Origin of the sequence: Streptococcus pseudopneumoniae, assembly GCF_001072665.1 — a bacterium.
GTDB lineage: Bacteria > Bacillota > Bacilli > Lactobacillales > Streptococcaceae > Streptococcus > Streptococcus pseudopneumoniae_S.
The window spans coordinates 34440-55811 of record NZ_JVJI01000114.1 but is presented as its reverse complement, the minus strand read 5'-3'; the positions used below and the strand labels follow the sequence as shown (position 1 = coordinate 55811).

Sequence of the window (21372 nt, the reverse complement as noted above, 5' to 3'; positions counted from 1 at the left end):
AACTCTTTTTATAGGTGAGCTATTGATTATCTCAACTATTAAATTTTAAGTAAATAATTTCAAAATCAGAAAGGGATTGCTTTATGCAGTTCCTTTTTAATGTAAAAGGAGTAGAATCATAGCGTTTCTAAATTGTTAATCATTCAAAACTGATTGTGATGGGACTATTCTAGCTTTAGAATTCTTCAAAAATTAAAATTTAAGGCAATCAATGGCTTAGAATAGTACGAAAGCATTTAGTTTATAGGAGTTCTAGGTCTAGAATTACATGGATATTTATGTATTCAGAGTATTAGATAGTCAGGATAGTTCTATTCTGAAAGATTTGGGCTGTCAATTGGATAGGATAGTAGTTTGCCAATGAATTTTGAAAATTAGAGGGGATAAAAAGAATCTTGACATTATTAGTTTCTTGCATTATAATGAGATTACATACCGTTAGTATGTTGAAAAGGAGTTATAATGGCAAGGAATAGAAACTCACATGAAACTAGAAAAAAAATATTAGAAGTTTCGAAAGATTTATTTTTAGAAAAAGGATTTGATAATACCTCAATACAAGATATAATCGATGGGTTAGGTGGATTGACAAAAGGTGTTATTTATCATCATTTCGAGTCTAAAGATGAAATATTGCAATCAATCATTAGCGAAAATAATCAGGAAATTTTAAATTACAATTGGAGAGGAGATACTGCATTAGAAAAAATACAAAATTCTTTGATGGATGCGTTCTCTAATTTAGAACAACAAAGGCTTGTATACTCAGCTTCAATTATGTTAAGAAGTCCACGTTTATTAGGTGAACAGTATCTAAATTTATTTTCTGATTTTTTACCAGGGATTAGAGAAAAAGTTTTCGAAGGTGTTGAAGATAAATCAATTAAAACAGAATATCCAGAAGAGCTAGCTGATTTGATTGTTTTAACATTGAATATTTGGATTGGGTTCCAAATTTCTATTTATTCAGTAGAAGAATTAAAGCGTAAAATGAATTTCATTAAACTTACTTTTGAAGGACTAGGGGTGCAGTTGATTTCTGATGAAATGATGGAGGTGATTTTCAACTTATTTGATCACTTAAAAAGTGCCAAATAAGTTTTACATATAGATATTTTTTAAAATACCATATTCTAGATATGGTATTAAAAATTCTATTATACATACCTTTAGTATGTTTCTTTTTTTATTTTTTTACATACCAGAAGTATGTAAAATGCTTTTTAAATAGTGTAATTAATATTAACAAAATTTTTTGGAGGAAATAATCTATGTTGTCGCTTATTAAAATTGAATTAAATAAAGTTTCTAAATCTAAATTATTTTTAGCCTGGTTGTGTACTATATTTATAGTGTTAGGTATTACAGCAATCATTATTATGGGTTTAGGTACTGACAATAAACTAGGAGAATTCACTGGACAGGATTCTAATGTTATTAGAATTACTGGTAAATGGGAAGGTTGGGCAATTGTAGCTTCATTGTTTTCATCTTTATTTACAAAAGTAGCATTTTTGATTTTCGAATCTTATTTATTATCTACGATTATTATTGATGAATTTAAACGAAGAACAATTTTTCAGTTGTTTTCTTACCCTATTTCTAAAATAAAGTTACTTTGGGGAAAAATTCTTTCAGTCATTCTAATAGCATTTATTGCCCATTTTTCTGCACATTTAGTGATTCAATTATTCATTAGATTCATGGCTGTTGTAACTGAATCAAATTATATCCCAGTAGCGAATCAAATGATTAACTTAGCTGGAATTACGGTTGGAACAGTATTAATCGGAATACTACCTTTTGTTTTAGGTATGATTAGGCATTCAATAGCTATAACAATGCTTTCAGGACTTGGTTTAGCAGCGTTACTTTCGAATGTAAGTCCAGGAGGTTTATCTAATAATATTGCTGATAACTTATTCTTTTTGATATTTGCAAGTTTCATAAGTTTAATGATTACTTTATTTTCAATTTATACTATTTCAAGAAAAGATATTAATATCAAGTAGTATAGCTAAATTTAATGGAAGGAAAGTGCTAATTTTGTGATGATTTATTTAAACGAAGAGACTGTATAAGTTAGTATTTATGCTCCTGAAGAAAAATTCTTGCATTTAAAGCTAGATATAGAAAGAGAGATAGAAATGAAAAATATTGTTGAAGTAAAAGAAGTTTTTAAAACAATTGATAAAGAAGAAATTTTAAGTGGTATCAACCTTCAAATTGCTGAAGGAGAAATCTATGGATTTTTAGGACCAAATGGCGCAGGGAAAACAACTTTAATGAAATGCATGTTATCCTTATCAACTGTTACATCTGGTAGTATTGAAATCTTTGGAAAAAATTTACAAGATCACAGAGAGGAGATTCTAAGTCAAGTTGGAAGTGTTATTGAAACACCAATTTTTTATGAAAACCTCACAGCAAAAGAAATTTTGGAAATTCACGCGCAATATATGAGGAAAAATATTACCGAATCAGATATAATAAGAGCCTTAAGGATGGTCGGATTAAAAAATACGACTAAAAAAGTAAAAGATTTTTCGTTAGGAATGAGGCAAAGGCTTGGTTTAGCTCGTGCGTTTCTAACAAAACCTAAATTGTTAATTTTAGATGAGCCAATCAATGGTTTAGATCCAATAGGAATTCAAGAAATTCGAAATCTTTTGTTGTCGCTTTCAAAGGAACATGGAATTACAATACTAATATCGAGTCATATATTATCGGAAATTTCACAGATAGCAGATAAAATTGGTGTTATCAAAAATGGAGAAATGCTAGAACAAGTCTCTATGAAAGAGATTAGGAGAGAGAATATTGACTTAGAAGAATATTTTATGTCACATTTTCTAAATGAAATTTAAGAATTATGAGGTAGATTAGGAATGAAACAATTGACAAAGTACCATAAGAAGTCTTTTTATACTTTCATGATTTTTAATATACTAGTTCCTTTAACTAATATTGCTTTTGCTTATTCTATTAAAATTATAATTGATAGTGGAATGTCCCAAAATAGGGAAGCTCTAACCCAAGCGATACTAATAGGCGCTATCGTAATATTTATCTATGCCAGTCTTAATTTTATATCCCTTCGATTAAGAAATAAACTTGTTAGGCAGATTATGTCAAGATACAAAAATAAGGTGTTTAAATCTATTTTAGATAGCGATTATAGAGAATTTTCTAAGGAAAAATCAGGGAAATTTATTTCAATATTAACTGAGAACATGAAGAAAATTGAGCAGGATTATTTGCACCAGTATTTTAATATTTCAAAAAATATTTCCTTAATGATTTTCTCACTAGTAGCCATGTTTATAGGTAATTGGTTTTTGACCTTATTAGTTATCATTGCTAGCATTATTCCTATGATGATTTCAGGATTTATTGGACAAAAATCAGCCTCTCTACAAAATATTTCTATAATATCCGATCAGAAATATTTAGCTAAGGTTAAAGATATTTTAGCAGGGTTTCTAGTTATAAAGAGTTTTAATGTGAAAGAGGCTATCCGTCAAGATTACAAAAACGAAAGCGAAAAATTGGATGAGATATATTTCATCAAAGGAAAATTTGATGTTTTATCTAATGTTATTTCTCAACTTTCAGGGATGATTGTTTTTTTAGTAGCCTTTGGTGGAGGAATGTATCTGGTCTTCGGTGGGCATACCACAATCGGGAGTGTTACAGCTATTGTTCAACTAGTCAATTTTGTAGTAATGCCACTAAATGAAATTGGTATGGGAATGAGTAAATTCCGCGAAGGTCAGGCTACACTGAATTCATTTGAGGTAAAAGATGTAATCGAACTTCAAACTGGTAAAACGAAAGAATATTTTGATGATGTCATTTCTTTTTCAAACGTAGATTTTTTCTACCCTAATGCTGAGAAAAAGATTTTTAATAATTTATCTTTGCAGATCAAAAAGGGGGAAAAAATTGCAATAGTAGGTATGTCAGGTAGTGGAAAATCAACTTTACTCAATCTATTACTGCGTTTCTATGATGTAACAAGTGGGTATATCTCAATTGATAATCAAGATTTGCAAGCTATTTCAGCAGAGAGCCTTTATAACTTAATGACTATTGTTCAGCAAGATGTTTATATCTTTGATGATACTTTAAGAGCAAATATTACTCTTAATCAATTCTTCACTGATGAGGAAATTAGGCAAGCTGTCCAGCAGTCAGGTTTAGAAAGTTATGTTTTAGATAATGAATCTGGTTTACAAGCTTTATGTGGAGAGAATGGATCAAATTTATCTGGCGGACAAAAACAAAGAGTTAGTATTGCGCGTGCCTTGATTCGAAAAACACCAATCTTATTATTGGATGAGGCTACTTCGTCTTTGGATAATCAAGTAACTACTGAAATTGAAAGTTCAATCTTGGATATTCAAAATTTGACTGCACTTGTAGTAACCCACAAGTTGAATGAAAACATTTTGAAAAGATACGATAGAATTCTCTTTATGAAAGCAGGCGTCATTGTTGAAGATGGTTCTTTTTGTGACTTGATGGATAGGAGAGGTGAGTTTTATAAGTTGTTTGAGTTGAGTGTGTAGTGCTACCAGAATAAAAAGAGGATGAAAATCTTTAATCTTAAGTTGTTTTTCAATAATATTATGGTTGTATAAACAAAGGGAATTTGAGAATTAAAAAGTGACTAAAAAAGAATGCTAAATAATATTAATCTGTAAAATACAACTCATCGAATATGATTAAATGGTAAATATCAATTAAATTGAAAATTTTATAGTGTTATAATATAATTAAACCATAAGAGCAAGAAGGTTGTGCTTAAAAAATAATCTTAGTATAGCTTATCTCTGACAAATATTTAGATTTTAGAGCTGTTTAATTTTAAGCAGTCATTATTTTTAATCATTAGGGGCTTCAAAGGAGAATATTTAAAATGAAACATTTTTTTGCAGGAATTGGTGAGATAAGATTTAGTAGTTATCTATTGTCTCTATGTGTAGGACTAGCCCCTCTTTTTCATATCTATGTAATAGGCTCTGAAATGAGTTTTGTGAAAATAGTATTATCTATTTTGGGAGTCATATTTGTAGCTATTTTAACTATTGCTCGAATTTATAGAAGATTTTTTTATAATTCACTAGAATAGTATGTGTTAGTTAATCAATTGGAACTATTATTTTTGTTATACTTTACCACTTTTAAGTTTTTACATTAAACAACTGGCTGAAGTGAGAGTTGTTTATCTTAGAAAGGAAAACTCTCAAATTGTCCTACAAATTTCTACTCTTCGATCTCGACCACACCTTGCTTGATTTTGATGCTGCTGAGGATGTGTCTTTAACGCAACTTCTACAAGAAGAAGGGGTTGCAGATATTCAGGCCTACAAAGACTTTTACGTTCCTATGAACAAGGCTCTATGGAAGGACTTGGAGCAAAAGAAAATTAGTAAACAAGAGCTGGTTAACACGCGCTTTTCTCGTTTATTTTCCCATTTTGGGCTGGAGAAGGACGGGACTTTACTTGCTCAGCGTTACCAGTTTTACTTAGCCCAACAGGGACAAACTCTTTCGGGAACTCATGAACTCTTAGACAGCCTCATCGAGCGTGATTATGACTTGTATGCTGCGACAAATGGCATTACAGCCATTCAGACAGGGCGCTTGGCTCAATCTGGTCTGGCACCTTATTTCAATCAAGTCTTTATCTCTGAACAATTGCAAACACAAAAGCCAGATGCTCTCTTTTATGAAAAAATTGGCCAACAGATTGCAGGTTTTAGCAAAGAAAAGACGCTGATGATTGGAGTTTCCCTAACCGCCGACATTCAAGGTGGCAATAATGCGGGGATTGACACTATCTGGTACAATCCTCATCACCTCGAAAATCACACACAAGCCCAGCCAACCTACGAAGCCCAGTCTTACCAAGACTTGCTGGATTGTTTAGATAAACTGTAAAAAGTGGTTTAGATAGCCACTTTTTGCTATAATAGAGGCAGTAAAAACGAAGGAGTCGGCTATGGAACACTCGTCTTGGCATGATTTGATAAAGACGCAATTACCTGAGGGTTATTTTGGGAAAATCAATCAGTTTATGGAGCAGGTCTATGCTCAGGGTACTGTTTATCCGCCCAAGGAAAAGGTTTTTCAAGCTCTATTTACAACACCGCTTGAAGAAGTTAAGGTGGTGATTCTAGGGCAAGATCCCTATCACGGGCCAGGTCAAGCGCAGGGCTTGAGTTTTTCTGTACCGGACTCTATCCCAGCTCCGCCATCCTTGCAAAATATCTTGCAAGAATTGTCAGATGATCTTGGTGTTAAGAAATCTCATGATTTGACAGCTTGGGCTGAGCAAGGAGTCTTGCTTCTCAATGCTTGTTTGACTGTTCCTGCTGGACAGGCCAATGGTCATGCCGGACAGATATGGGAGCCTTTTACGGATGCTGTGATTCAGGTGGTCAATCATCTAGATAGGCCAGTGGTCTTTGTACTCTGGGGATCCTATGCACGCAAGAAGAAGACCTTGGTTACCAATCCTCATCACTTGATTATCGAATCAGCCCATCCCAGTCCTTTGTCGGTTTATAGAGGATTTTGGGGTTCCAAGCCTTTTTCCAAGGCCAATGCATTCTTAAAAGAGACAGGACAAGAGCCAATCGATTGGCTTAGATAAGGAGAAAATATGCCTCAGTTAGCGACGATTTGCTACATTGATAACGGGAAAGAATTGCTTATGCTCCACCGCAATAAGAAACCCAATGATGTCCATGAAGGGAAATGGATTGGTGTGGGTGGTAAGCTGGAGCGTGGTGAGACTCCACAGGAATGTGCAGTGCGTGAAATCCTTGAAGAAACAGGGCTCAAAGCTAAACCAGTTCTAAAAGGTGTTATCACTTTTCCTGAATTTACGCCAGATTTAGACTGGTATACCTATGTTTTTAAGGTGACGGAGTTTGAGGGCGACGTGATTGACTGTAATGAGGGGACGCTAGAATGGGTTCCCTATGACGAGGTTTTGAGCAAGCCTACTTGGGAAGGGGATCATACCTTTGTTGAGTGGCTTTTAGAGGATAAACCCTTCTTTTCAGCCAAGTTTGTTTATGATGGGGATAAATTGTTGGATACCCAAGTTGATTTCTATGAATAAAGGAGAAAGCAGATGCTACTAATTAAAAATGGTCGTGTAATGGATCCCAAGTCTGGTTTGGATCAAGTGTGTGATGTTTTAGTCCACGATGGGAAAATTGTTAAAATTGCTGCCGAAATCAAGGAAGAAGGAGCAGAAATCTTAGATGCTACAGGTCTTGTAGTTGCTCCTGGCTTGGTCGATATTCATGTTCATTTCCGTGAACCTGGTCAGACCCACAAGGAGGATATCCATACTGGTGCCTTAGCAGCCGCTACAGGTGGTTTTACAACTGTTGTCATGATGGCTAATACTAGTCCAACCATTTCAGACGTGGAGACTTTGCAAGAAGTTCTCCAGTCAGCTGCCAAAGAGAAGATTAATATCAAAACAGTTGCGACCATTACCAAAAATTTTAATGGGCAAGATTTAACTGACTTTAAGGCACTTTTAGAAGCTGGAGCTGTTGGTTTTTCTGATGACGGTATTCCGCTTGAAAGCAGTAAAGTGGTAAAGGAAGCCATGGAGGAAGCCAAAAAGCTTAATACCTTTATTAGTCTTCATGAGGAAGATCCAGGTTTGAATGGGATTCTTGGGTTTAACGAAAATATTGCTAAAGAACATTTCCATATCTGTGGTGCGACTGGGGTAGCTGAGTATGCTATGATGGCGCGTGATGTCATGATTGCCTATGCAACCAAGTCCCATGTTCATATTCAACATTTGTCTAAGGAAGAAAGTGTTAAAGTAGTGGAGTTTGCTCAAGGATTGGGTGCGCAAGTAACAGCAGAAGTAGCGCCACAGCATTTTTCTAAGACCGAAGCACTTCTTTTGACACAAGGTAGCAATGCTAAGATGAATCCGCCGCTTCGTTTGGAATCAGACCGTCGTGCCGTGATTAAAGGTCTCAAGTCAGGTGTCATCACAGTTATCGCGACTGACCATGCGCCTCACCATGCAGATGAGAAAAACGTCGATGATATTACCAAAGCGCCATCTGGTATGACTGGTTTAGAAACATCACTGTCCCTTGGCTTGACCTTTTTGGTAGAAGCTGGTGAGTTAAGTTTGATGGAATTGCTCGAAAAGATGACATACAACCCAGCTAAACTTTATAACTTTGAAGCAGGTTACTTGGCTGAGAATGGTCCAGCGGACATCACTATTTTTGATGCTAAGGCTGACCGCCTTGTGGACTCCCATTTTGCTTCAAAAGCAGCTAATTCACCATTCATCGGTGAAACCTTAAAAGGGCAGGTTAAATATACCATATGTAAGGGACAAATCGTCTATCAAAACTAGGTGGGAGTCTGCTCTGTAAACAAAAAGAATAGAGAGCCTATATGTACCAAACCCATCATTTTAAAGACAAGTTTATCTTATTTTTAAAGATATTTTTCCCTATCCTGATTTATCAATTTGCCAATTATTCTGCATCCTTTGTTGATACGACTATGACTGGTCAATACAATACCATGGACTTGGCTGGTGTGTCTATGGCAACCAGTATCTGGAATCCTTTCTTTACCTTTCTAACAGGGATTGTATCGGCCTTGGTGCCCATCATTGGTCACCATCTTGGTCGAGGCAAAAAGGAAGAAGTTGCGTCTGATTTTTACCAGTTCATCTATCTGGCCTTGGGTCTATCTGTGCTCTTACTGGGACTGGTACTTTTCCTGGCACCACCAATCTTGAATCATATTGGACTAGAAGCGCCGGTGGCGGCAGTAGCAGTTCGCTATCTTTGGTTTTTATCTATCGGAATTATCCCCCTGTTGCTTTTTAGTGTCATTCGTTCCTTGCTGGATTCGCTAGGGTTGACCAAACTGTCTATGTATCTCATGCTTTTGTTACTTCCTCTCAATAGCGGATTTAACTATCTCTTGATTTACGGAGCCTTTGGAGTTCCAGAGCTGGGAGGAGCTGGTGCAGGTTTAGGAACATCCTTGGCTTACTGGGTCTTGCTGGGGATTTCTGTTCTGGTTTTATTTAAACAGGAGAAGCTCAAAGCCTTACACCTTGAGAAACGAATTCCACTTAATATGGATAAAATTAAGGAAGGAGTTCGCTTAGGTCTTCCTATTGGGGGAACTGTCTTTGCGGAAGTGGCTATCTTTTCCGTGGTTGGCTTGATTATGGCTAAGTTTTCGTCCTTGATTATCGCTAGTCACCAGTCAGCTATGAACTTTTCAAGTCTTATGTACGCCTTTCCTATGAGTATCTCATCGGCTATGGCTATTGTCGTTTCCTATGAAGTGGGAGCCAAGCGATTTGATGATGCGAAGACCTATATTGGTCTAGGAAGATGGACTGCCCTCATTTTTGCGGCCTTCACCTTATCCTTCCTTTACATTTTTCGAGGAAATGTGGCCAGTATTTATGGGAACGACCCAGAATTCATCGATTTGACAGCACGTTTTTTGACTTACAGCCTTTTCTTCCAGTTAGCAGATACCTTTGCGGCACCTCTTCAGGGAATTTTACGGGGGTATAAGGATACAGTTATTCCTTTTTACCTTGGTTTGGTTGGTTATTGGGGTGTAGCAATCCCAGTGGCTATGCTATTTGATTCCCTAACAGATTTTGGCGCTTATTCATACTGGATTGGTTTGATTATTAGTCTAATCGTGAGTGGGGCGCTATACCGTTGGCGTTTAACTGTGATTATGAAGAGATTTGAATTTTTAGAAAAATCTAAACGCTAAAAAGTTTGTGAAAAAATATTCTTGATAAGAAAATCCCTTGTTTTCATGGGTTTTTCTTCTTTATTTTGTGAATTTTTCTTTAGAAAAACTTTGACAGTATTTGCTAAAAACGGTAAAATAGTAAGGTAAGAAGAAAGTTAGAAAGGCAAGAAGATGTCAACTTTAGATAAAAATCTTTTGCTAGAGATGTTCCGTAAGATGGAAGAAATCCGTCGTATGGACTTAAAAATTGCACAATTAGTAAAGAAAGGGAAAGTGCCAGGAATGACGCACTTTTCTGTTGGAGAAGAGGCAGCTAACGTGGGTGCTATGTTGGCTCTCAATCCAGATGATCTGATCACCTCAAACCACCGTGGTCACGGACAAGCTATTGCCAAAGGGATTGACCTCAACGGAATGATGGCTGAAATCCTTGGCAAATACACTGGAACCTGTAAAGGTAAAGGTGGATCTATGCATATCGCCGACCTTGATGCTGGTAACCTAGGTGCCAATGGTATCGTAGGTGGTGGTATGGGAATCGCTGTTGGTGCAGCCCTCAGTCAGCAAATGCAACATACTGGAAAAATCGTTGTCTGCTTCTTTGGAGATGGTGCGACTAACGAAGGTGTTTTCCACGAAGCAGTGAACATGGCTTCTATCTGGAACCTGCCAGTCATTTTCTATTGCATTAACAACGGTTATGGAATCTCTGCTGATATTAAGAAAATGACCAATGTAGAACATATCCATCAACGTAGCGCCGCTTATGGAATTCCTGGAATGTTCATCGAAGACGGAAATAATGTCATCGATGTCTACGAAGGATTTAAGAAAGCTGTTGATCATGTTCGCAGTGGCAATGGTCCAGTCTTGATTGAAAGTGTAACTTATCGCTGGCTTGGTCACTCATCATCTGACCCTGGTAAATATCGTACACGTGAAGAAGTGGAATTGTGGAAACAAAAAGACCCAATCGAAAACCTTCGCAAGTACCTCATTGAAAACACTATTGCAAGTGCCGAAGAATTGGAAGAAATCCAAGCACAAGTCAAGGAAGCAGTAGAAGCTTCTGTTAAATTTGCAGAGGAAAGCCCATTCCCACCGCTTGAATCAGCATTTGAAGATATTTACGCAGACTAAGGAGAAAGAGATAAAATGGAAACAAAAACAATGTCCTTCCGTGACACCATTATCCTTGCTATGTCTGAGGAAATGCGTCGCGATGAAAATGTGTTCTTGATGGGAGAAGATGTCGGTGTCTTTGGAGGAGACTTCGGTACTTCTGTCGGAATGCTTGAAGAATTTGGTCCAGAACGTGTTCGTGACTGTCCGATTTCTGAAGCTGCCATCTCTGGAGCAGCAGCAGGAGCAGCCATGACAGGACTTCGTCCAATCGTTGATATGACCTTCATGGACTTCTCGGTTATTGCCATGGACAATATCGTCAACCAAGCTGCTAAAACACGTTATATGTTTGGTGGTAAAGGTCAGGTTCCAATGACTGTTCGATGCGCAGCTGGTAATGGAGTTGGTTCTGCAGCCCAGCACTCACAATCTCTAGAGTCTTGGTTTACTCACATTCCTGGTCTTAAGGTTGTGGCACCCGGAACACCTGCGGACATGAAAGGACTGCTCAAGTCTTCTATCCGTGATAACAACCCAGTTATCATTCTTGAGTACAAGTCAGAATTTAACCAAAAAGGCGAAGTACCAGTTGATCCAGACTACACAATTCCACTTGGAGTTGGAGAAATCAAACGTGAAGGTACGGATGTAACAGTTGTTACCTATGGGAAAATGCTTCGCCGTGTGGTTCAAGCTGCTGAAGAATTAGCAGAAGAGGGAATTTCTGTTGAAATCGTGGACCCACGTACCCTTGTACCGCTTGATAAGGATATCATCATTAACTCAGTTAAGAAGACTGGTAAGGTAGTTTTGGTCAACGATGCCCACAAAACAAGTGGCTATATCGGTGAGATTTCAGCAATTATTTCAGAATCAGAAGCATTTGACTATCTAGATGCACCAATCCGCCGTTGCGCAGGAGAAGATGTGCCAATGCCTTACGCACAAAACCTAGAAAATGCAATGATTCCAACAGTTGAAAGCATCAAAGATGCCATCCGTAAGACTTATAACAAAGAATAGAATTGCATAAGATAAATTATGTAAAAAAATAAAGCTGACGAGAAACTTTGTATCTTTTAGGTGCAAAGCTCTTCGTCCTTAATATTTTAGATTAGAGCATGGGCTAAAAGTTCGGAAAAAGGATAAATCTCCTTGACTTCATCGAAGTCTGCGTTGATTTCCTATTTTTCGGTCGCTTTTAAACGCCCTTAGTATCATATAATTGAATTCGGACGGAGGTCTGCGAAAAAAAAGATAGATTTCCTTGTGTTCATCGAACACATCGTCAATCTCCTATTTTTTCATTGCCCTCTGCGTCCTTAATATCTTAGTATAGAATTGGAGAGGTCATGGCTGATGACAAGTTAAGAGCGACTCCTGCAGCTAGAAAGTTAGCGGATGATCTAGGGATCAACCTTTACGACGTTTCTGGCTCAGGTGCAAACGGTCGTGTCCACAAAGAAGACGTGGAAACTTATAAAGACACAAATGTGGTTCGCATTTCGCCACTTGCAAAACGAATTGCCCTCGAACATAACATTGCTTGGCAGGAAATCCAAGGAACTGGTCATCGTGGTAAAATCATGAAGAAGGATGTTTTGGCCCTGCTTCCTGAAAATATCGAAAACGATACCATCAAGTCTCCTGCTCAGATTGAAAAAGTGGAAGAAGTTCCTGATAATGTAACACCATACGGTGAAATCGAGCGTATTCCAATGACACCAATGCGTAAGGTTATTGCCCAACGCATGGTTGAATCTTACCTAACTGCGCCAACCTTCACGCTCAACTATGAAGTTGATATGACTGAAATGTTGGCTCTTCGTAAGAAGGTTCTTGAGCCAATCATGGAAGCAACTGGGAAGAAGACCACTGTAACAGATCTTCTTTCACTTGCTGTTGTTAAGACTCTTATGAAACACCCTTTCATCAACGCTTCATTGACTGAAGATGGCAAGACTATTATCACTCACAACTATGTCAACCTTGCGATGGCAGTTGGGATGGATAATGGATTGATGACTCCTGTTGTTTACAATGCTGAGAAGATGAGTCTTTCTGAACTGGTTGTAGCCTTTAAGGATGTTATTGGCCGTACCTTGGATGGTAAATTAGCTCCAAGCGAACTGCAAAATTCAACATTTACTATCAGTAACTTGGGGATGTTTGGCGTTCAGTCCTTTGGTCCTATCATCAACCAACCAAACTCAGCTATCCTTGGTGTGAGTTCGACAATTGAGAAGCCAGTTGTCGTCAATGGTGAAATTGTGATTCGCCCTATCATGAGCCTAGGATTAACCATCGACCACCGTGTCGTAGATGGTATGGCTGGAGCCAAGTTTATGAAAGATTTGAAAGAATTGATTGAAAATCCAATCTCAATGTTGATTTAAGAACAAGAGTAGCCATTTTTAAAGATATAGATAAAGGAAGGAAGACATGGCCTTAGAAGTAATTATGCCGAAAGCCGGCGTGGATATGACAGAAGGACAAATTGTCCAATGGAATAAAAAAGTCGGAGAATTTGTAAAAGAAGGAGAAATCCTTTTGGAAATCATGACTGACAAAGTCAGCATGGAATTGGAAGCCGAAGAAGATGGATACTTGATTGCTATCCTAAAAGGGGACGGTGAAACAGTCCCTGTAACGGAAGTTATCGGTTACCTTGGTGAAGAAGGGGAAAACATCCCAACAGCTGGAGCCTCAGCATCAGAAGCTAGCCCAGCACCTGCAGCAAGTGCCTCAAATGACGGTGGTAAGAGCGATGATGCTTTTGATATCGTCGTGATTGGCGGAGGTCCTGCTGGTTATGTTGCAGCCATTAAAGCTGCCCAACTCGGTGGTAAGGTTGCCCTTGTTGAGAAATCTGAACTTGGTGGAACCTGCTTAAACCGTGGATGTATTCCAACCAAGACCTACCTTCATAACGCTGAAATTATTGAAAATATTGGTCATGCTGCAAACCGTGGTATCGTCATTGAAAATCCAAACTTCACTGTAGATATGGACAAACTTTTAGAAACTAAATCTAAAGTTGTTAATACTCTTGTTGGTGGAGTTGCTGGTCTTCTTCGTAGCTACGGAGTTACTGTTCATAAAGGAATTGGTACGATCACTAAGGACAAGAATGTCTTGGTAAATGGTTCTGAATTGCTTGAAACCAAGAAAATCATCCTTGCTGGTGGTTCAAAAGTCAGCAAAATCAACGTTCCTGGTATGGAATCTTCACTTGTGATGACTAGTGACGACATTCTTGAAATGAATGAAGTACCAGAAAGTCTTGTTATCATCGGTGGTGGTGTCGTAGGTATCGAGCTTGGACAAGCCTTCATGACATTTGGTTCAAAAGTAACTGTCATCGAAATGATGGACCGTATCGTCCCAGCTATGGACGCTGAAATTTCTAAGAACCTTCGCTTGATTCTTGAGCGTAAAGGTATGACCATCTTAACTGACACTAAACTCCAAGAAATCATCGAGGAAAATGGTCAACTTCGTATCAAGGTTGAAGGAAAAGACGATATCATCGCAAATAAAGCTCTTCTTTCAATCGGTCGTGTGCCAGACCTTGAAGGTATTGGTGATGTTGAGTTTGAATTGGATCGTGGTCGCATCAAGGTCAACGAATACATGGAAACTTCTGTTCCAGGTATCTACGCACCAGGTGACATCAACGGTACTAAGATGTTGGCTCACGCAGCCTTCCGTATGGGTGAAGTTGCCGCTGAAAATGCTCTCAAAGGAAACCATGCTGTTGCCAAGTTGAATTTAACTCCTGCAGCCATCTATACTCTTCCTGAAGTAGCAGCAGTAGGTTTGACAGAAGAACAAGCCCGTGAGAAATACGATGTTGCCATCGGTAAGTTCAACTTTGCTGCTAACGGTCGTGCCATTGCCTCAGATGCAGCTCAAGGTTTCGTTAAAGTCATCGCAGATAAGAAATACGGGGAAATCCTTGGTGTTCATATCATCGGTCCTGCAGCTGCAGAATTGATTAACGAGGCATCAAGCATTATCGAAATGGAAATTACTGTTGAAGAAATGCTGAAGACTATCCACGGACACCCAACCTACTCTGAAGTGATGTACGAAGCATTTGCAGATGTTTTAGGAATGGCCATCCATTCACCTAAGAAAAAATAAAAGAAAGATAGAATAGACTGGAAAGATATTTTCCAGTCTCTATCGTATAAAGGGATATCATGAAATATATTATCAATCATTCAAACGACACTGCCTTTAATATTGCCTTGGAAGAATATGCCTTTAAACACCTTTTGGATGAGGATCAAATCTTCCTACTTTGGATTAACAAGCCATCTATCATTGTTGGTCGTCACCAGAATACTATCGAAGAAATCAACCGTGATTATGTTCGAGAAAATGGCATTGAGGTAGTCCGCCGTATCAGTGGTGGTGGGGCTGTTTATCACGATTTAAACAACCTCAACTACACCATCATTTCAAATGAAGATGAAAACAAGGCCTTTGACTTCAAGAGCTTTTCAACTCCAGTTATCAATACCCTGGCTCAACTTGGAGTTAAAGCTGAGTTCACAGGTCGTAACGACCTTGAGATTGACGGCAAGAAATTCTGTGGCAATGCCCAAGCCTATATCAATGGTCGTATCATGCACCATGGTTGCTTGCTCTTTGACGTTGATTTGTCAGTCCTTGCTAACGCCCTTAAGGTTTCAAAAGATAAATTTGAATCAAAAGGTGTGAAATCTGTTCGTGCCCGTGTAACTAATATTGTCAATGAATTGCCAGAAAAAATCACAGTTGAAGAATTCCGTGACTTACTCTTGGAATACATGAAAAAAGAGTATCCAGAGATGACAGAATACGTTTTTTCTGAGGAAGAATTGGCTGAAATTAACCGTATCAAAGATACTAAGTTTGGAACTTGGGACTGGAACTATGGTAAATCACCTGAATTTAACGTCCGTCGTGGAACCAAATTCACTAGTGGTAAGGTGGAAGTCTTTGCTAATGTCGTCGAATCAAAAATCCAAGACATCAAGATTTATGGTGACTTCTTTGGTATTGAAGACGTTGCTGCAGTAGAAGATGTCCTTCGTGGAGTGAAATACGAACGCGAAGATGTCCTTAAGGCGCTAGAAACCATTGATATTACACGCTACTTCGCTGGTATTAGCCGTGAAGAAATTGCTGAAGCGGTAGTTGGATAAACCAGAAAGAAGTTGGTTGTAGGACCAGCTTCTTTTTTAAAATCATATATTACATAATTTATTTTATGTATTTTATAAACTATCTAGAGCATTCTTTTGTTCATCATTAATGATATGGGTATAGAGGTCAGTGACTTGTGTGCTGGCATGTCCTAGCTGGTGACTGACCAAAACTTGCGATTTAGTGGCATCATAGAGCCTGGTTGCTAACGTATGGCGCAGTTTGTGGGGTGTTACACGCACTTTAAAATCTTCAGAGTACTTAGCAACCATTTTCTCAACGCTAGAAGCATCGATACGATTAGGAATACCTCTGTAGAGTGTCAAAAAAAGGGCTGTATCTGTTTTTTCCGTCTTATAGCGTTGATTTCGAATGGCTAGATAATTCTCTAGATAAGGCTTAGCAAAGGCAGCGACATTGACCGAATCACGTTTGCCACCTTTTCGAGTGACATCAATAACCATCATCTTGAGATTGAGATCCCTTATATCCAGATTAACAGCTTCAGACAAGCGGACACCAGACGCCAAGAGAAGGGCAATGATAGCCAAATCACGTTCTTTATTTTTGTTGAATGATGAGAGAGCTCGATTTGAGAGCTGTTGTGGGTACTCTTGGTCGATATAAGTTAGAAAGCCTTCTGTTTCATCACCTAGAAAGAGTTTTTGCTTGATGTTTTCAGCTCTGGCAGCAAGTGTTTCTTTCTTTTTCTTGGTTGAAACTTTCTTCATTACATTACGATAGAAATAAGGTTCCCCCTGATCGTTTTCAACCTCCTCGGTCAGATACTTGTAAAGACTAGAAAGTGCTGACAAAGTCCGATTGATGGTTGTCTGTGAAACACCTTGCTTTGTTGTATTAGCATTCAGCAAAGGACGTTCACGTAGGTAAAGGATAAAGGATTCCATGTCTTTCTTAGACATATTTTCCAAGACAGATAAAGGAATATCAGACATTTTATCAGCGTTTGAAATACCAGACTCCAAAACCCAGCTGAAAAATCGATCGTATTCCTTGAGGTATTCGTACAAGGTTGTAAAACTGTAAGGAACAGCAAGCTTAGATTGGTAGTATTCCAAAACATACCAGGGCATGATTTGTTTTAGTTTGTCGATTCGTTCTAATAAAATCTCACGTTTCATGTATTTTCTCCATAAAGTAAGTCTACTAGTAGTATAGCATAGACTTATTTATTTTTCAAGAAAATTATAGTTTTTCGGAAAGATATTGTAGAGGACATAGATGCAAAGAAAACTATATAACCATACGAAAAATTCTTCTTTATACATCATCATACTTGACTAACATATTAGGTATTTTTGTTTCAAGACTCTTGCGAACTTTACCTTGTATTGCAGTGTCCATTTGGCTGTTAATACTTGTTATTGTTGCTTTAGTATCTCTTGCAATTGTTTTCGATTTTTGGTCAAAACTTTCTTTTATTTGATTTTTAGCGGTCTTTGCCAATTGGCATTGTGCCAGAATACGATTTCTTTCCATCATGCGATACATTTGTTTTAGAGCGTATTGGTATTCTTCATCAGTATAGTACTCATTCATTGGTGCTTGCATAGTTTCTCCTTAGTTTTTGATATTCTTCATCTAAGATATTTTTTCTTTGTAGAAATTTTTTATCTATTTTTTCTTTTTCTTTTTCCAGTTTTATTTCATTAGTTCTATAAACTTGGTTAGAATGATATCTCAAATTTTCTATTTCTGTAAAGTACTCTCTAACACAATCAGCTGGTGATGAAAACTTTCTTAATACTAGGTACATTTTATCAGCTTCTTCGTTCATGATCTTTTCTAATCTTACAGAACGTTCCTCTAAGTCTAGTGTCTTTTTCTCTAACTTGTTCTTTTCCAGATAGTATTGTTCTTCGAGGTTAAGAATTTCCCTCTCTTTTTGTCTAATGGCATCCCATTTTACATCTCTGCTTTCCATTGTCTGAACTCCTTAGCAAATTGTGTGTCTGTTGCCACTGTTTTTTCGATGACTTCCTGTAATTGTTTATCCAAATTTTCAAATCCTTGGGCGGAAGCATTCATCTTAGTGACTATTTGATCCGTTTCTGCCTGAAAAGTATCGATAAACTGTGCTTGAGTGATACCTTGGCTAGCAAAAAGAGCTTCAACTTCATAGGGAGCTAAGGCTGTATAGCTTGTAAAATCGATTTTTGACCAAATTTCTTGTAATTCTTGGTTAGCAATCTTGGCTAAGGCGCTCACTTCATCGGCTCCAGTTCTTGCTGCCGTAGCCATTGATGATGATAATATAGAACCTTGAGCTGCATCTAAGTATATTTCCTCAGAGCTACTAATGCCACCTGATGACCATTTTGACTTCAAGTCCTTGTAATGAGCCATTCCTCGGAGACTGTTGGCATAAACTCGATAAACACCACTAATTAAGGGTTTTCCTCCTTTACCATCTACAACTTGACCAGTTACAGGATCAAACTCCCAATCATCGATATTGTGGCTAGTTCCGTCCAGCCAGAATATTGTATCAGGCATTTTTAAGAAGGACTTATTAAACCATTCAGGGTGATTGAAATCATTCCAACGTACTACATCATCATGTTTTCTACGGTAATCAATAAACATGGCTGGATTTTTATCAATAAATGCTTTTTCTTCGTTAGAAAGTGATAGATAAGTGAACCAAGCGTTAAAAGTTGTAGTTGGAATATGATATTTAGCTCCTACTTTCAGCATATAAGATCCTTGTGAATAACCAGAAAGTTGACTGACTTCATATCTAGGGTCTTCCATAATTTCTTTTACAAATCGGTCCGCTACATAATATTGAGGTGATATAGATGTCTCTCTTTCTGCAATTGCAGTTACAACATCAATCTTAGTAGGACTCCCTGGATCCGTCCCTGCAGCAATAACAGCTATATTTTTATAATCTGGTTCACCGTTGACCATAGGAGCTACCGCCAAACCATCAAAACCTGTTCCTAGGTCAAACTTAGTGGCAACGACACGGAATTCTTGACCATCTGAGGTAGTTATAGTGTTGGTTTCATCCGAAAATAACTTATCATCTGTTTTGGATACAACCTTCTTTTCAACTTCCCTTTCAGCATACTCAGAATTTACACTATAAACATTTTTCCCTTGATTTAATTCATTAAGTTGTTTATCAGTATAACTATACACCATTAATATTCTCCTTCTGAACCGTCTGAATAAACAACTTTTGTGAGTTTATTTGTCTTTCCCAAGTGACTATTCAAAAAATCTCGATCCTCTTTTCTATTCTCTCTCTCTAAAGATACATCAGAAATACGTTTATCATTTTTCGAATAATTAATTTTATATTTTATGCTTCTATCATTAAAAAATAGTTCAACTACGCAAGTCCAACTTTCTGGCGGATTTGTGTAGTTTGCATTAGAAAATCTAATTTCTTCAATACCCTCATAACTATCTTTTAAAGTTTCAACCAGACTCACTTCATACTCTCTATTTCGATGTTCTTCTTGAGATTTCCCTAACATGCTAAACATAAAAACACCTCCTGCTGTGATGATTGCGAGTGACACAACGATTAGTAGCCTTTTATGACTCTTTTTGATGCCAGAATTACTCATTTAAGCTTTCCTCCTTTTCTTCATTCTACTATAATTTAAAGATAAATAACACTAGAATAGAAAAAAATGTATCTAAAACAAGTTCCATCAAAACCTGTTCCTGGGTCAGACTTAGTCGCAACGACACGGAGTTCTTGACCATCGGGGGTGATTATAGTGTTGGTTTCATAGCTAGCTAATTCAGAATCAGGTTTATTAACAACAAGCTTTTTATATTTTCGTCTAGCAAACTCTGAATTCACACTGTAAACACCAGTATCTCTATTTAAATTATTAAGCTGTTTATCTGTATAATTAAATGTCATTATTGCTCTTCTTCGTCGTTATCAGAATAAGTTACCCTGATTTTCGAAGTGGTTTTACCCTTGTTTTCATTCAAAAACTGTCTATCTTCTATTCTTCCTTCCCATTCCAATGAAGCATCTGTTATTTCTTCGGTGTCTAAAGAATATCCAATCCCATACTTAATTTTTCTTTCATCTTTGAACTTGATTTCTACATCACAAGACCATGACCCTGGTGGGTTTGTATAATCAGGATTCATAATCTTGATCTCTTCTATCCCTTCATAGGAATTCATTAATGCATTCACCAAACTAACTTCGTACTCTCTATTCCGACGTTCTTCTTGAGATTTCCCTAACATGCTAAACATAAAAAAACCTGCTGCTGTGATGATTGCGAGTAACAAAACGATTAGTAACCTTTTATGACTCTTTTTATTGCTGGAATTGTTCATTTAAGCTTTTCTCCTTTTTATTATACTATAAGAAAGATTAGTCTATATTACACTATAATAAGAAAAAGTTATTTTACATCTGTCAATCATAGTAGGACTCCCAGGATCGGTTCCAGCAGCAATCACGGCTACATTTTTATAATCTGGTTTGCCGTTCACAATAGGTGAAACCGCCAGTCCATCAAAATCTGTTTCAATGTCAGACTTAGTGGCGACAACACGGAATTCTTGATCATCGGAGGTGGTTATGGTGTTAATTTCACCTTTTTTTAACTCGTTATCTGATTTAGCAGTAACAATATTTGTTCGATTTTCTTTACGTTGTACGAACTAAGTATTAACACTGTAAACATTCGGACCTTGATTCAATTTATTAAGTTGTTTATCTGTATAAATGTATTTATTCATCATAGGTCCCCTTCTGAGCCATTCGAATATTTAACTTTAACTTTTGACTTAGTAGAACCTCGTCTAGAATTTAGAAAATGTTGAAATTCTTCATCTTCGTTATTATATACACCTATCCTAATTTTATTCGAGTTTATATCAAAAGCTAAAACATGTTCCTTAGATGTTCCATCAAAAAATTTTAGTTTCACATCAGCCCCCCAAGCCTCTGAAGGAATTGAGCTGTACGAGGGGTTCGTAATTGTTATCTCCTCAATCCCTTCATATGAATTCTTTAAAGCATTCACCAAACTAACTTCATACTCTCTATTCCGACGCTCTTCTTGGGATCTCCCTAACATAGAAAACATAAAAACACCTCCTGCTGTGATGATTGCGAGTAACAAAACGATTAGTAACCTTTTATGACTCTTTCTGATGCCAGAATTACTCATTTAAGCTTTCCTCCTTTTCTCATTATACTATAACCTAGAATAATTTAATCATTTTTTATAATATATT

23 protein-coding genes are annotated in these 21372 nt (G+C 37.2%); 15 read left to right on the top strand and 8 right to left on the bottom strand.

All coding sequences use genetic code 11. The features are described 5' to 3' along the window. The first annotated feature begins 462 nt into the window (after positions 1-462). From ADH52_RS07055 to ADH52_RS06985, 15 genes are all read left to right on the top strand, one after another. A complete protein-coding gene (locus ADH52_RS07055) occupies positions 463-1098 on the top strand; it encodes a TetR/AcrR family transcriptional regulator (RefSeq protein ID WP_049510724.1) in 636 nt (211 codons plus the stop codon). 173 nt (positions 1099-1271) lie between these two features. Next, entirely contained in the window at positions 1272-2012 is a 741-nt protein-coding gene (locus ADH52_RS07050) for an ABC transporter permease (RefSeq protein WP_049510723.1), read from the top strand. 135 nt (positions 2013-2147) lie between these two features. Continuing rightward, positions 2148-2867 carry an ABC transporter ATP-binding protein gene (locus ADH52_RS07045; RefSeq protein ID WP_049510722.1) on the top strand — a complete coding sequence of 240 codons (720 nt, stop codon included), beginning with the start codon at positions 2148-2150 and terminating at the stop codon, positions 2865-2867. A gap of 21 nt (positions 2868-2888) precedes the next feature. Next, positions 2889-4571 (top strand): ABC transporter ATP-binding protein, encoded by a 1683-nt coding sequence (locus ADH52_RS07040; RefSeq protein ID WP_049510721.1) that lies wholly within the window; start codon positions 2889-2891, stop codon positions 4569-4571. Positions 4572-4921: 350 nt separating this feature from the next. Beyond that, entirely contained in the window at positions 4922-5134 is a 213-nt protein-coding gene (locus ADH52_RS07035) for a hypothetical protein (RefSeq protein WP_049510720.1), read from the top strand. 119 nt (positions 5135-5253) lie between these two features. Further along, positions 5254-5946 carry a YjjG family noncanonical pyrimidine nucleotidase gene (locus ADH52_RS07030; RefSeq protein WP_049510719.1) on the top strand — a complete coding sequence of 231 codons (693 nt, stop codon included), beginning with the start codon at positions 5254-5256 and terminating at the stop codon, positions 5944-5946. Between the two features lie 61 nt (positions 5947-6007). After that, positions 6008-6661: a uracil-DNA glycosylase gene (locus ADH52_RS07025; protein WP_049510718.1), complete on the top strand. Its 654-nt coding sequence runs from the start codon at positions 6008-6010 to the stop codon at positions 6659-6661. 9 nt (positions 6662-6670) lie between these two features. Further along, entirely contained in the window at positions 6671-7135 is a 465-nt protein-coding gene (locus tag ADH52_RS07020; protein WP_049510717.1) for an NUDIX hydrolase, read from the top strand. Between the two features lie 12 nt (positions 7136-7147). Next, complete coding sequence (locus ADH52_RS07015) at positions 7148-8416, top strand: dihydroorotase (protein WP_049510716.1); 1269 nt, start codon at positions 7148-7150, stop codon at positions 8414-8416. Positions 8417-8457: 41 nt separating this feature from the next. Continuing rightward, the gene (pdrM, locus tag ADH52_RS07010; RefSeq protein WP_049510715.1) at positions 8458-9819 is read left to right on the top strand and encodes a sodium-coupled multidrug efflux MATE transporter PdrM; all 1362 of its coding nucleotides are present in this window, start codon (positions 8458-8460) and stop codon (positions 9817-9819) included. 153 nt (positions 9820-9972) lie between these two features. Continuing rightward, the gene (locus ADH52_RS07005) at positions 9973-10941 is read left to right on the top strand and encodes a thiamine pyrophosphate-dependent dehydrogenase E1 component subunit alpha (protein WP_000105356.1); all 969 of its coding nucleotides are present in this window, start codon (positions 9973-9975) and stop codon (positions 10939-10941) included. Between the two features lie 15 nt (positions 10942-10956). Further along, a complete protein-coding gene (locus ADH52_RS07000; RefSeq protein WP_000448714.1) occupies positions 10957-11949 on the top strand; it encodes an alpha-ketoacid dehydrogenase subunit beta in 993 nt (330 codons plus the stop codon). 329 nt (positions 11950-12278) lie between these two features. Continuing rightward, complete coding sequence (locus tag ADH52_RS06995; RefSeq protein WP_023948181.1) at positions 12279-13322, top strand: dihydrolipoamide acetyltransferase; 1044 nt, start codon at positions 12279-12281, stop codon at positions 13320-13322. A gap of 46 nt (positions 13323-13368) precedes the next feature. Continuing rightward, on the top strand, positions 13369-15072 hold the full coding sequence (gene lpdA, locus ADH52_RS06990; protein WP_049487201.1) for a dihydrolipoyl dehydrogenase: 1704 nt from the start codon (positions 13369-13371) through the stop codon (positions 15070-15072). A gap of 59 nt (positions 15073-15131) precedes the next feature. Continuing rightward, entirely contained in the window at positions 15132-16121 is a 990-nt protein-coding gene (locus tag ADH52_RS06985; RefSeq protein WP_049487200.1) for a lipoate--protein ligase, read from the top strand. A gap of 72 nt (positions 16122-16193) precedes the next feature. Here ADH52_RS06985 and xerS read toward each other — a convergent pair whose 3' ends face one another. The 8 genes from xerS to ADH52_RS06945 form a co-directional block, all read right to left on the bottom strand. Beyond that, a complete protein-coding gene (gene xerS, locus ADH52_RS06980; RefSeq protein ID WP_049510714.1) occupies positions 16194-17264 on the bottom strand; it encodes a tyrosine recombinase XerS in 1071 nt (356 codons plus the stop codon). Positions 17265-17403: 139 nt separating this feature from the next. Further along, complete coding sequence (locus tag ADH52_RS06975; RefSeq protein ID WP_049491409.1) at positions 17404-17694, bottom strand: hypothetical protein; 291 nt, start codon at positions 17692-17694, stop codon at positions 17404-17406. After that, positions 17675-18067 carry a hypothetical protein gene (locus tag ADH52_RS06970; RefSeq protein WP_049510713.1) on the bottom strand — a complete coding sequence of 131 codons (393 nt, stop codon included), beginning with the start codon at positions 18065-18067 and terminating at the stop codon, positions 17675-17677. Before ADH52_RS06970 ends, ADH52_RS06975 begins: the two co-directional genes overlap by 20 nt. After that, complete coding sequence (locus ADH52_RS06965) at positions 18049-19293, bottom strand: hypothetical protein (RefSeq protein WP_049510712.1); 1245 nt, start codon at positions 19291-19293, stop codon at positions 18049-18051. The genes ADH52_RS06970 and ADH52_RS06965 overlap by 19 nt, the downstream gene beginning before the upstream one ends. Further along, on the bottom strand, positions 19293-19724 hold the full coding sequence (locus tag ADH52_RS06960; RefSeq protein WP_049510711.1) for a hypothetical protein: 432 nt from the start codon (positions 19722-19724) through the stop codon (positions 19293-19295). The genes ADH52_RS06965 and ADH52_RS06960 overlap by 1 nt, the downstream gene beginning before the upstream one ends. Positions 19725-19759: 35 nt before the next feature. Beyond that, complete coding sequence (locus tag ADH52_RS06955) at positions 19760-20029, bottom strand: hypothetical protein (RefSeq protein ID WP_053090950.1); 270 nt, start codon at positions 20027-20029, stop codon at positions 19760-19762. Continuing rightward, positions 20029-20463 carry a hypothetical protein gene (locus tag ADH52_RS06950; RefSeq protein ID WP_049510710.1) on the bottom strand — a complete coding sequence of 145 codons (435 nt, stop codon included), beginning with the start codon at positions 20461-20463 and terminating at the stop codon, positions 20029-20031. The genes ADH52_RS06955 and ADH52_RS06950 overlap by 1 nt, the downstream gene beginning before the upstream one ends. Before the next feature lie 407 nt (positions 20464-20870). Next, the gene (locus tag ADH52_RS06945) at positions 20871-21305 is read right to left on the bottom strand and encodes a hypothetical protein (protein WP_080977866.1); all 435 of its coding nucleotides are present in this window, start codon (positions 21303-21305) and stop codon (positions 20871-20873) included. Positions 21306-21372 lie beyond the last annotated feature (67 nt).

Coding starts and splice junctions, on each gene's coding strand:
- ADH52_RS06985 (WP_049487200.1), top strand. CDS start 15,132: ATGAAATATATTATCAATCATTCAAACGACACTGCCTTTAATATTGCC.
- ADH52_RS06960 (WP_049510711.1), bottom strand. CDS start 19,724: ATGAGTAATTCTGGCATCAAAAAGAGTCATAAAAGGCTACTAATCGTT.
- ADH52_RS06955 (WP_053090950.1), bottom strand. CDS start 20,029: ATGACATTTAATTATACAGATAAACAGCTTAATAATTTAAATAGAGAT.
- ADH52_RS07040 (WP_049510721.1), top strand. CDS start 2,889: ATGAAACAATTGACAAAGTACCATAAGAAGTCTTTTTATACTTTCATG.
- ADH52_RS07015 (WP_049510716.1), top strand. CDS start 7,148: ATGCTACTAATTAAAAATGGTCGTGTAATGGATCCCAAGTCTGGTTTG.
- ADH52_RS07045 (WP_049510722.1), top strand. CDS start 2,148: ATGAAAAATATTGTTGAAGTAAAAGAAGTTTTTAAAACAATTGATAAA.
- ADH52_RS06995 (WP_023948181.1), top strand. CDS start 12,279: ATGGCTGATGACAAGTTAAGAGCGACTCCTGCAGCTAGAAAGTTAGCG.
- ADH52_RS07055 (WP_049510724.1), top strand. CDS start 463: ATGGCAAGGAATAGAAACTCACATGAAACTAGAAAAAAAATATTAGAA.
- ADH52_RS06965 (WP_049510712.1), bottom strand. CDS start 19,293: ATGGTGTATAGTTATACTGATAAACAACTTAATGAATTAAATCAAGGG.
- pdrM (WP_049510715.1), top strand. CDS start 8,458: ATGTACCAAACCCATCATTTTAAAGACAAGTTTATCTTATTTTTAAAG.
- ADH52_RS07035 (WP_049510720.1), top strand. CDS start 4,922: ATGAAACATTTTTTTGCAGGAATTGGTGAGATAAGATTTAGTAGTTAT.
- xerS (WP_049510714.1), bottom strand. CDS start 17,264: ATGAAACGTGAGATTTTATTAGAACGAATCGACAAACTAAAACAAATC.
- ADH52_RS07020 (WP_049510717.1), top strand. CDS start 6,671: ATGCCTCAGTTAGCGACGATTTGCTACATTGATAACGGGAAAGAATTG.
- lpdA (WP_049487201.1), top strand. CDS start 13,369: ATGGCCTTAGAAGTAATTATGCCGAAAGCCGGCGTGGATATGACAGAA.
- ADH52_RS06945 (WP_080977866.1), bottom strand. CDS start 21,305: ATGAGTAATTCTGGCATCAGAAAGAGTCATAAAAGGTTACTAATCGTT.
- ADH52_RS07005 (WP_000105356.1), top strand. CDS start 9,973: ATGTCAACTTTAGATAAAAATCTTTTGCTAGAGATGTTCCGTAAGATG.
- ADH52_RS06975 (WP_049491409.1), bottom strand. CDS start 17,694: ATGCAAGCACCAATGAATGAGTACTATACTGATGAAGAATACCAATAC.
- ADH52_RS07025 (WP_049510718.1), top strand. CDS start 6,008: ATGGAACACTCGTCTTGGCATGATTTGATAAAGACGCAATTACCTGAG.
- ADH52_RS06950 (WP_049510710.1), bottom strand. CDS start 20,463: ATGAACAATTCCAGCAATAAAAAGAGTCATAAAAGGTTACTAATCGTT.
- ADH52_RS07050 (WP_049510723.1), top strand. CDS start 1,272: ATGTTGTCGCTTATTAAAATTGAATTAAATAAAGTTTCTAAATCTAAA.
- ADH52_RS07000 (WP_000448714.1), top strand. CDS start 10,957: ATGGAAACAAAAACAATGTCCTTCCGTGACACCATTATCCTTGCTATG.
- ADH52_RS06970 (WP_049510713.1), bottom strand. CDS start 18,067: ATGGAAAGCAGAGATGTAAAATGGGATGCCATTAGACAAAAAGAGAGG.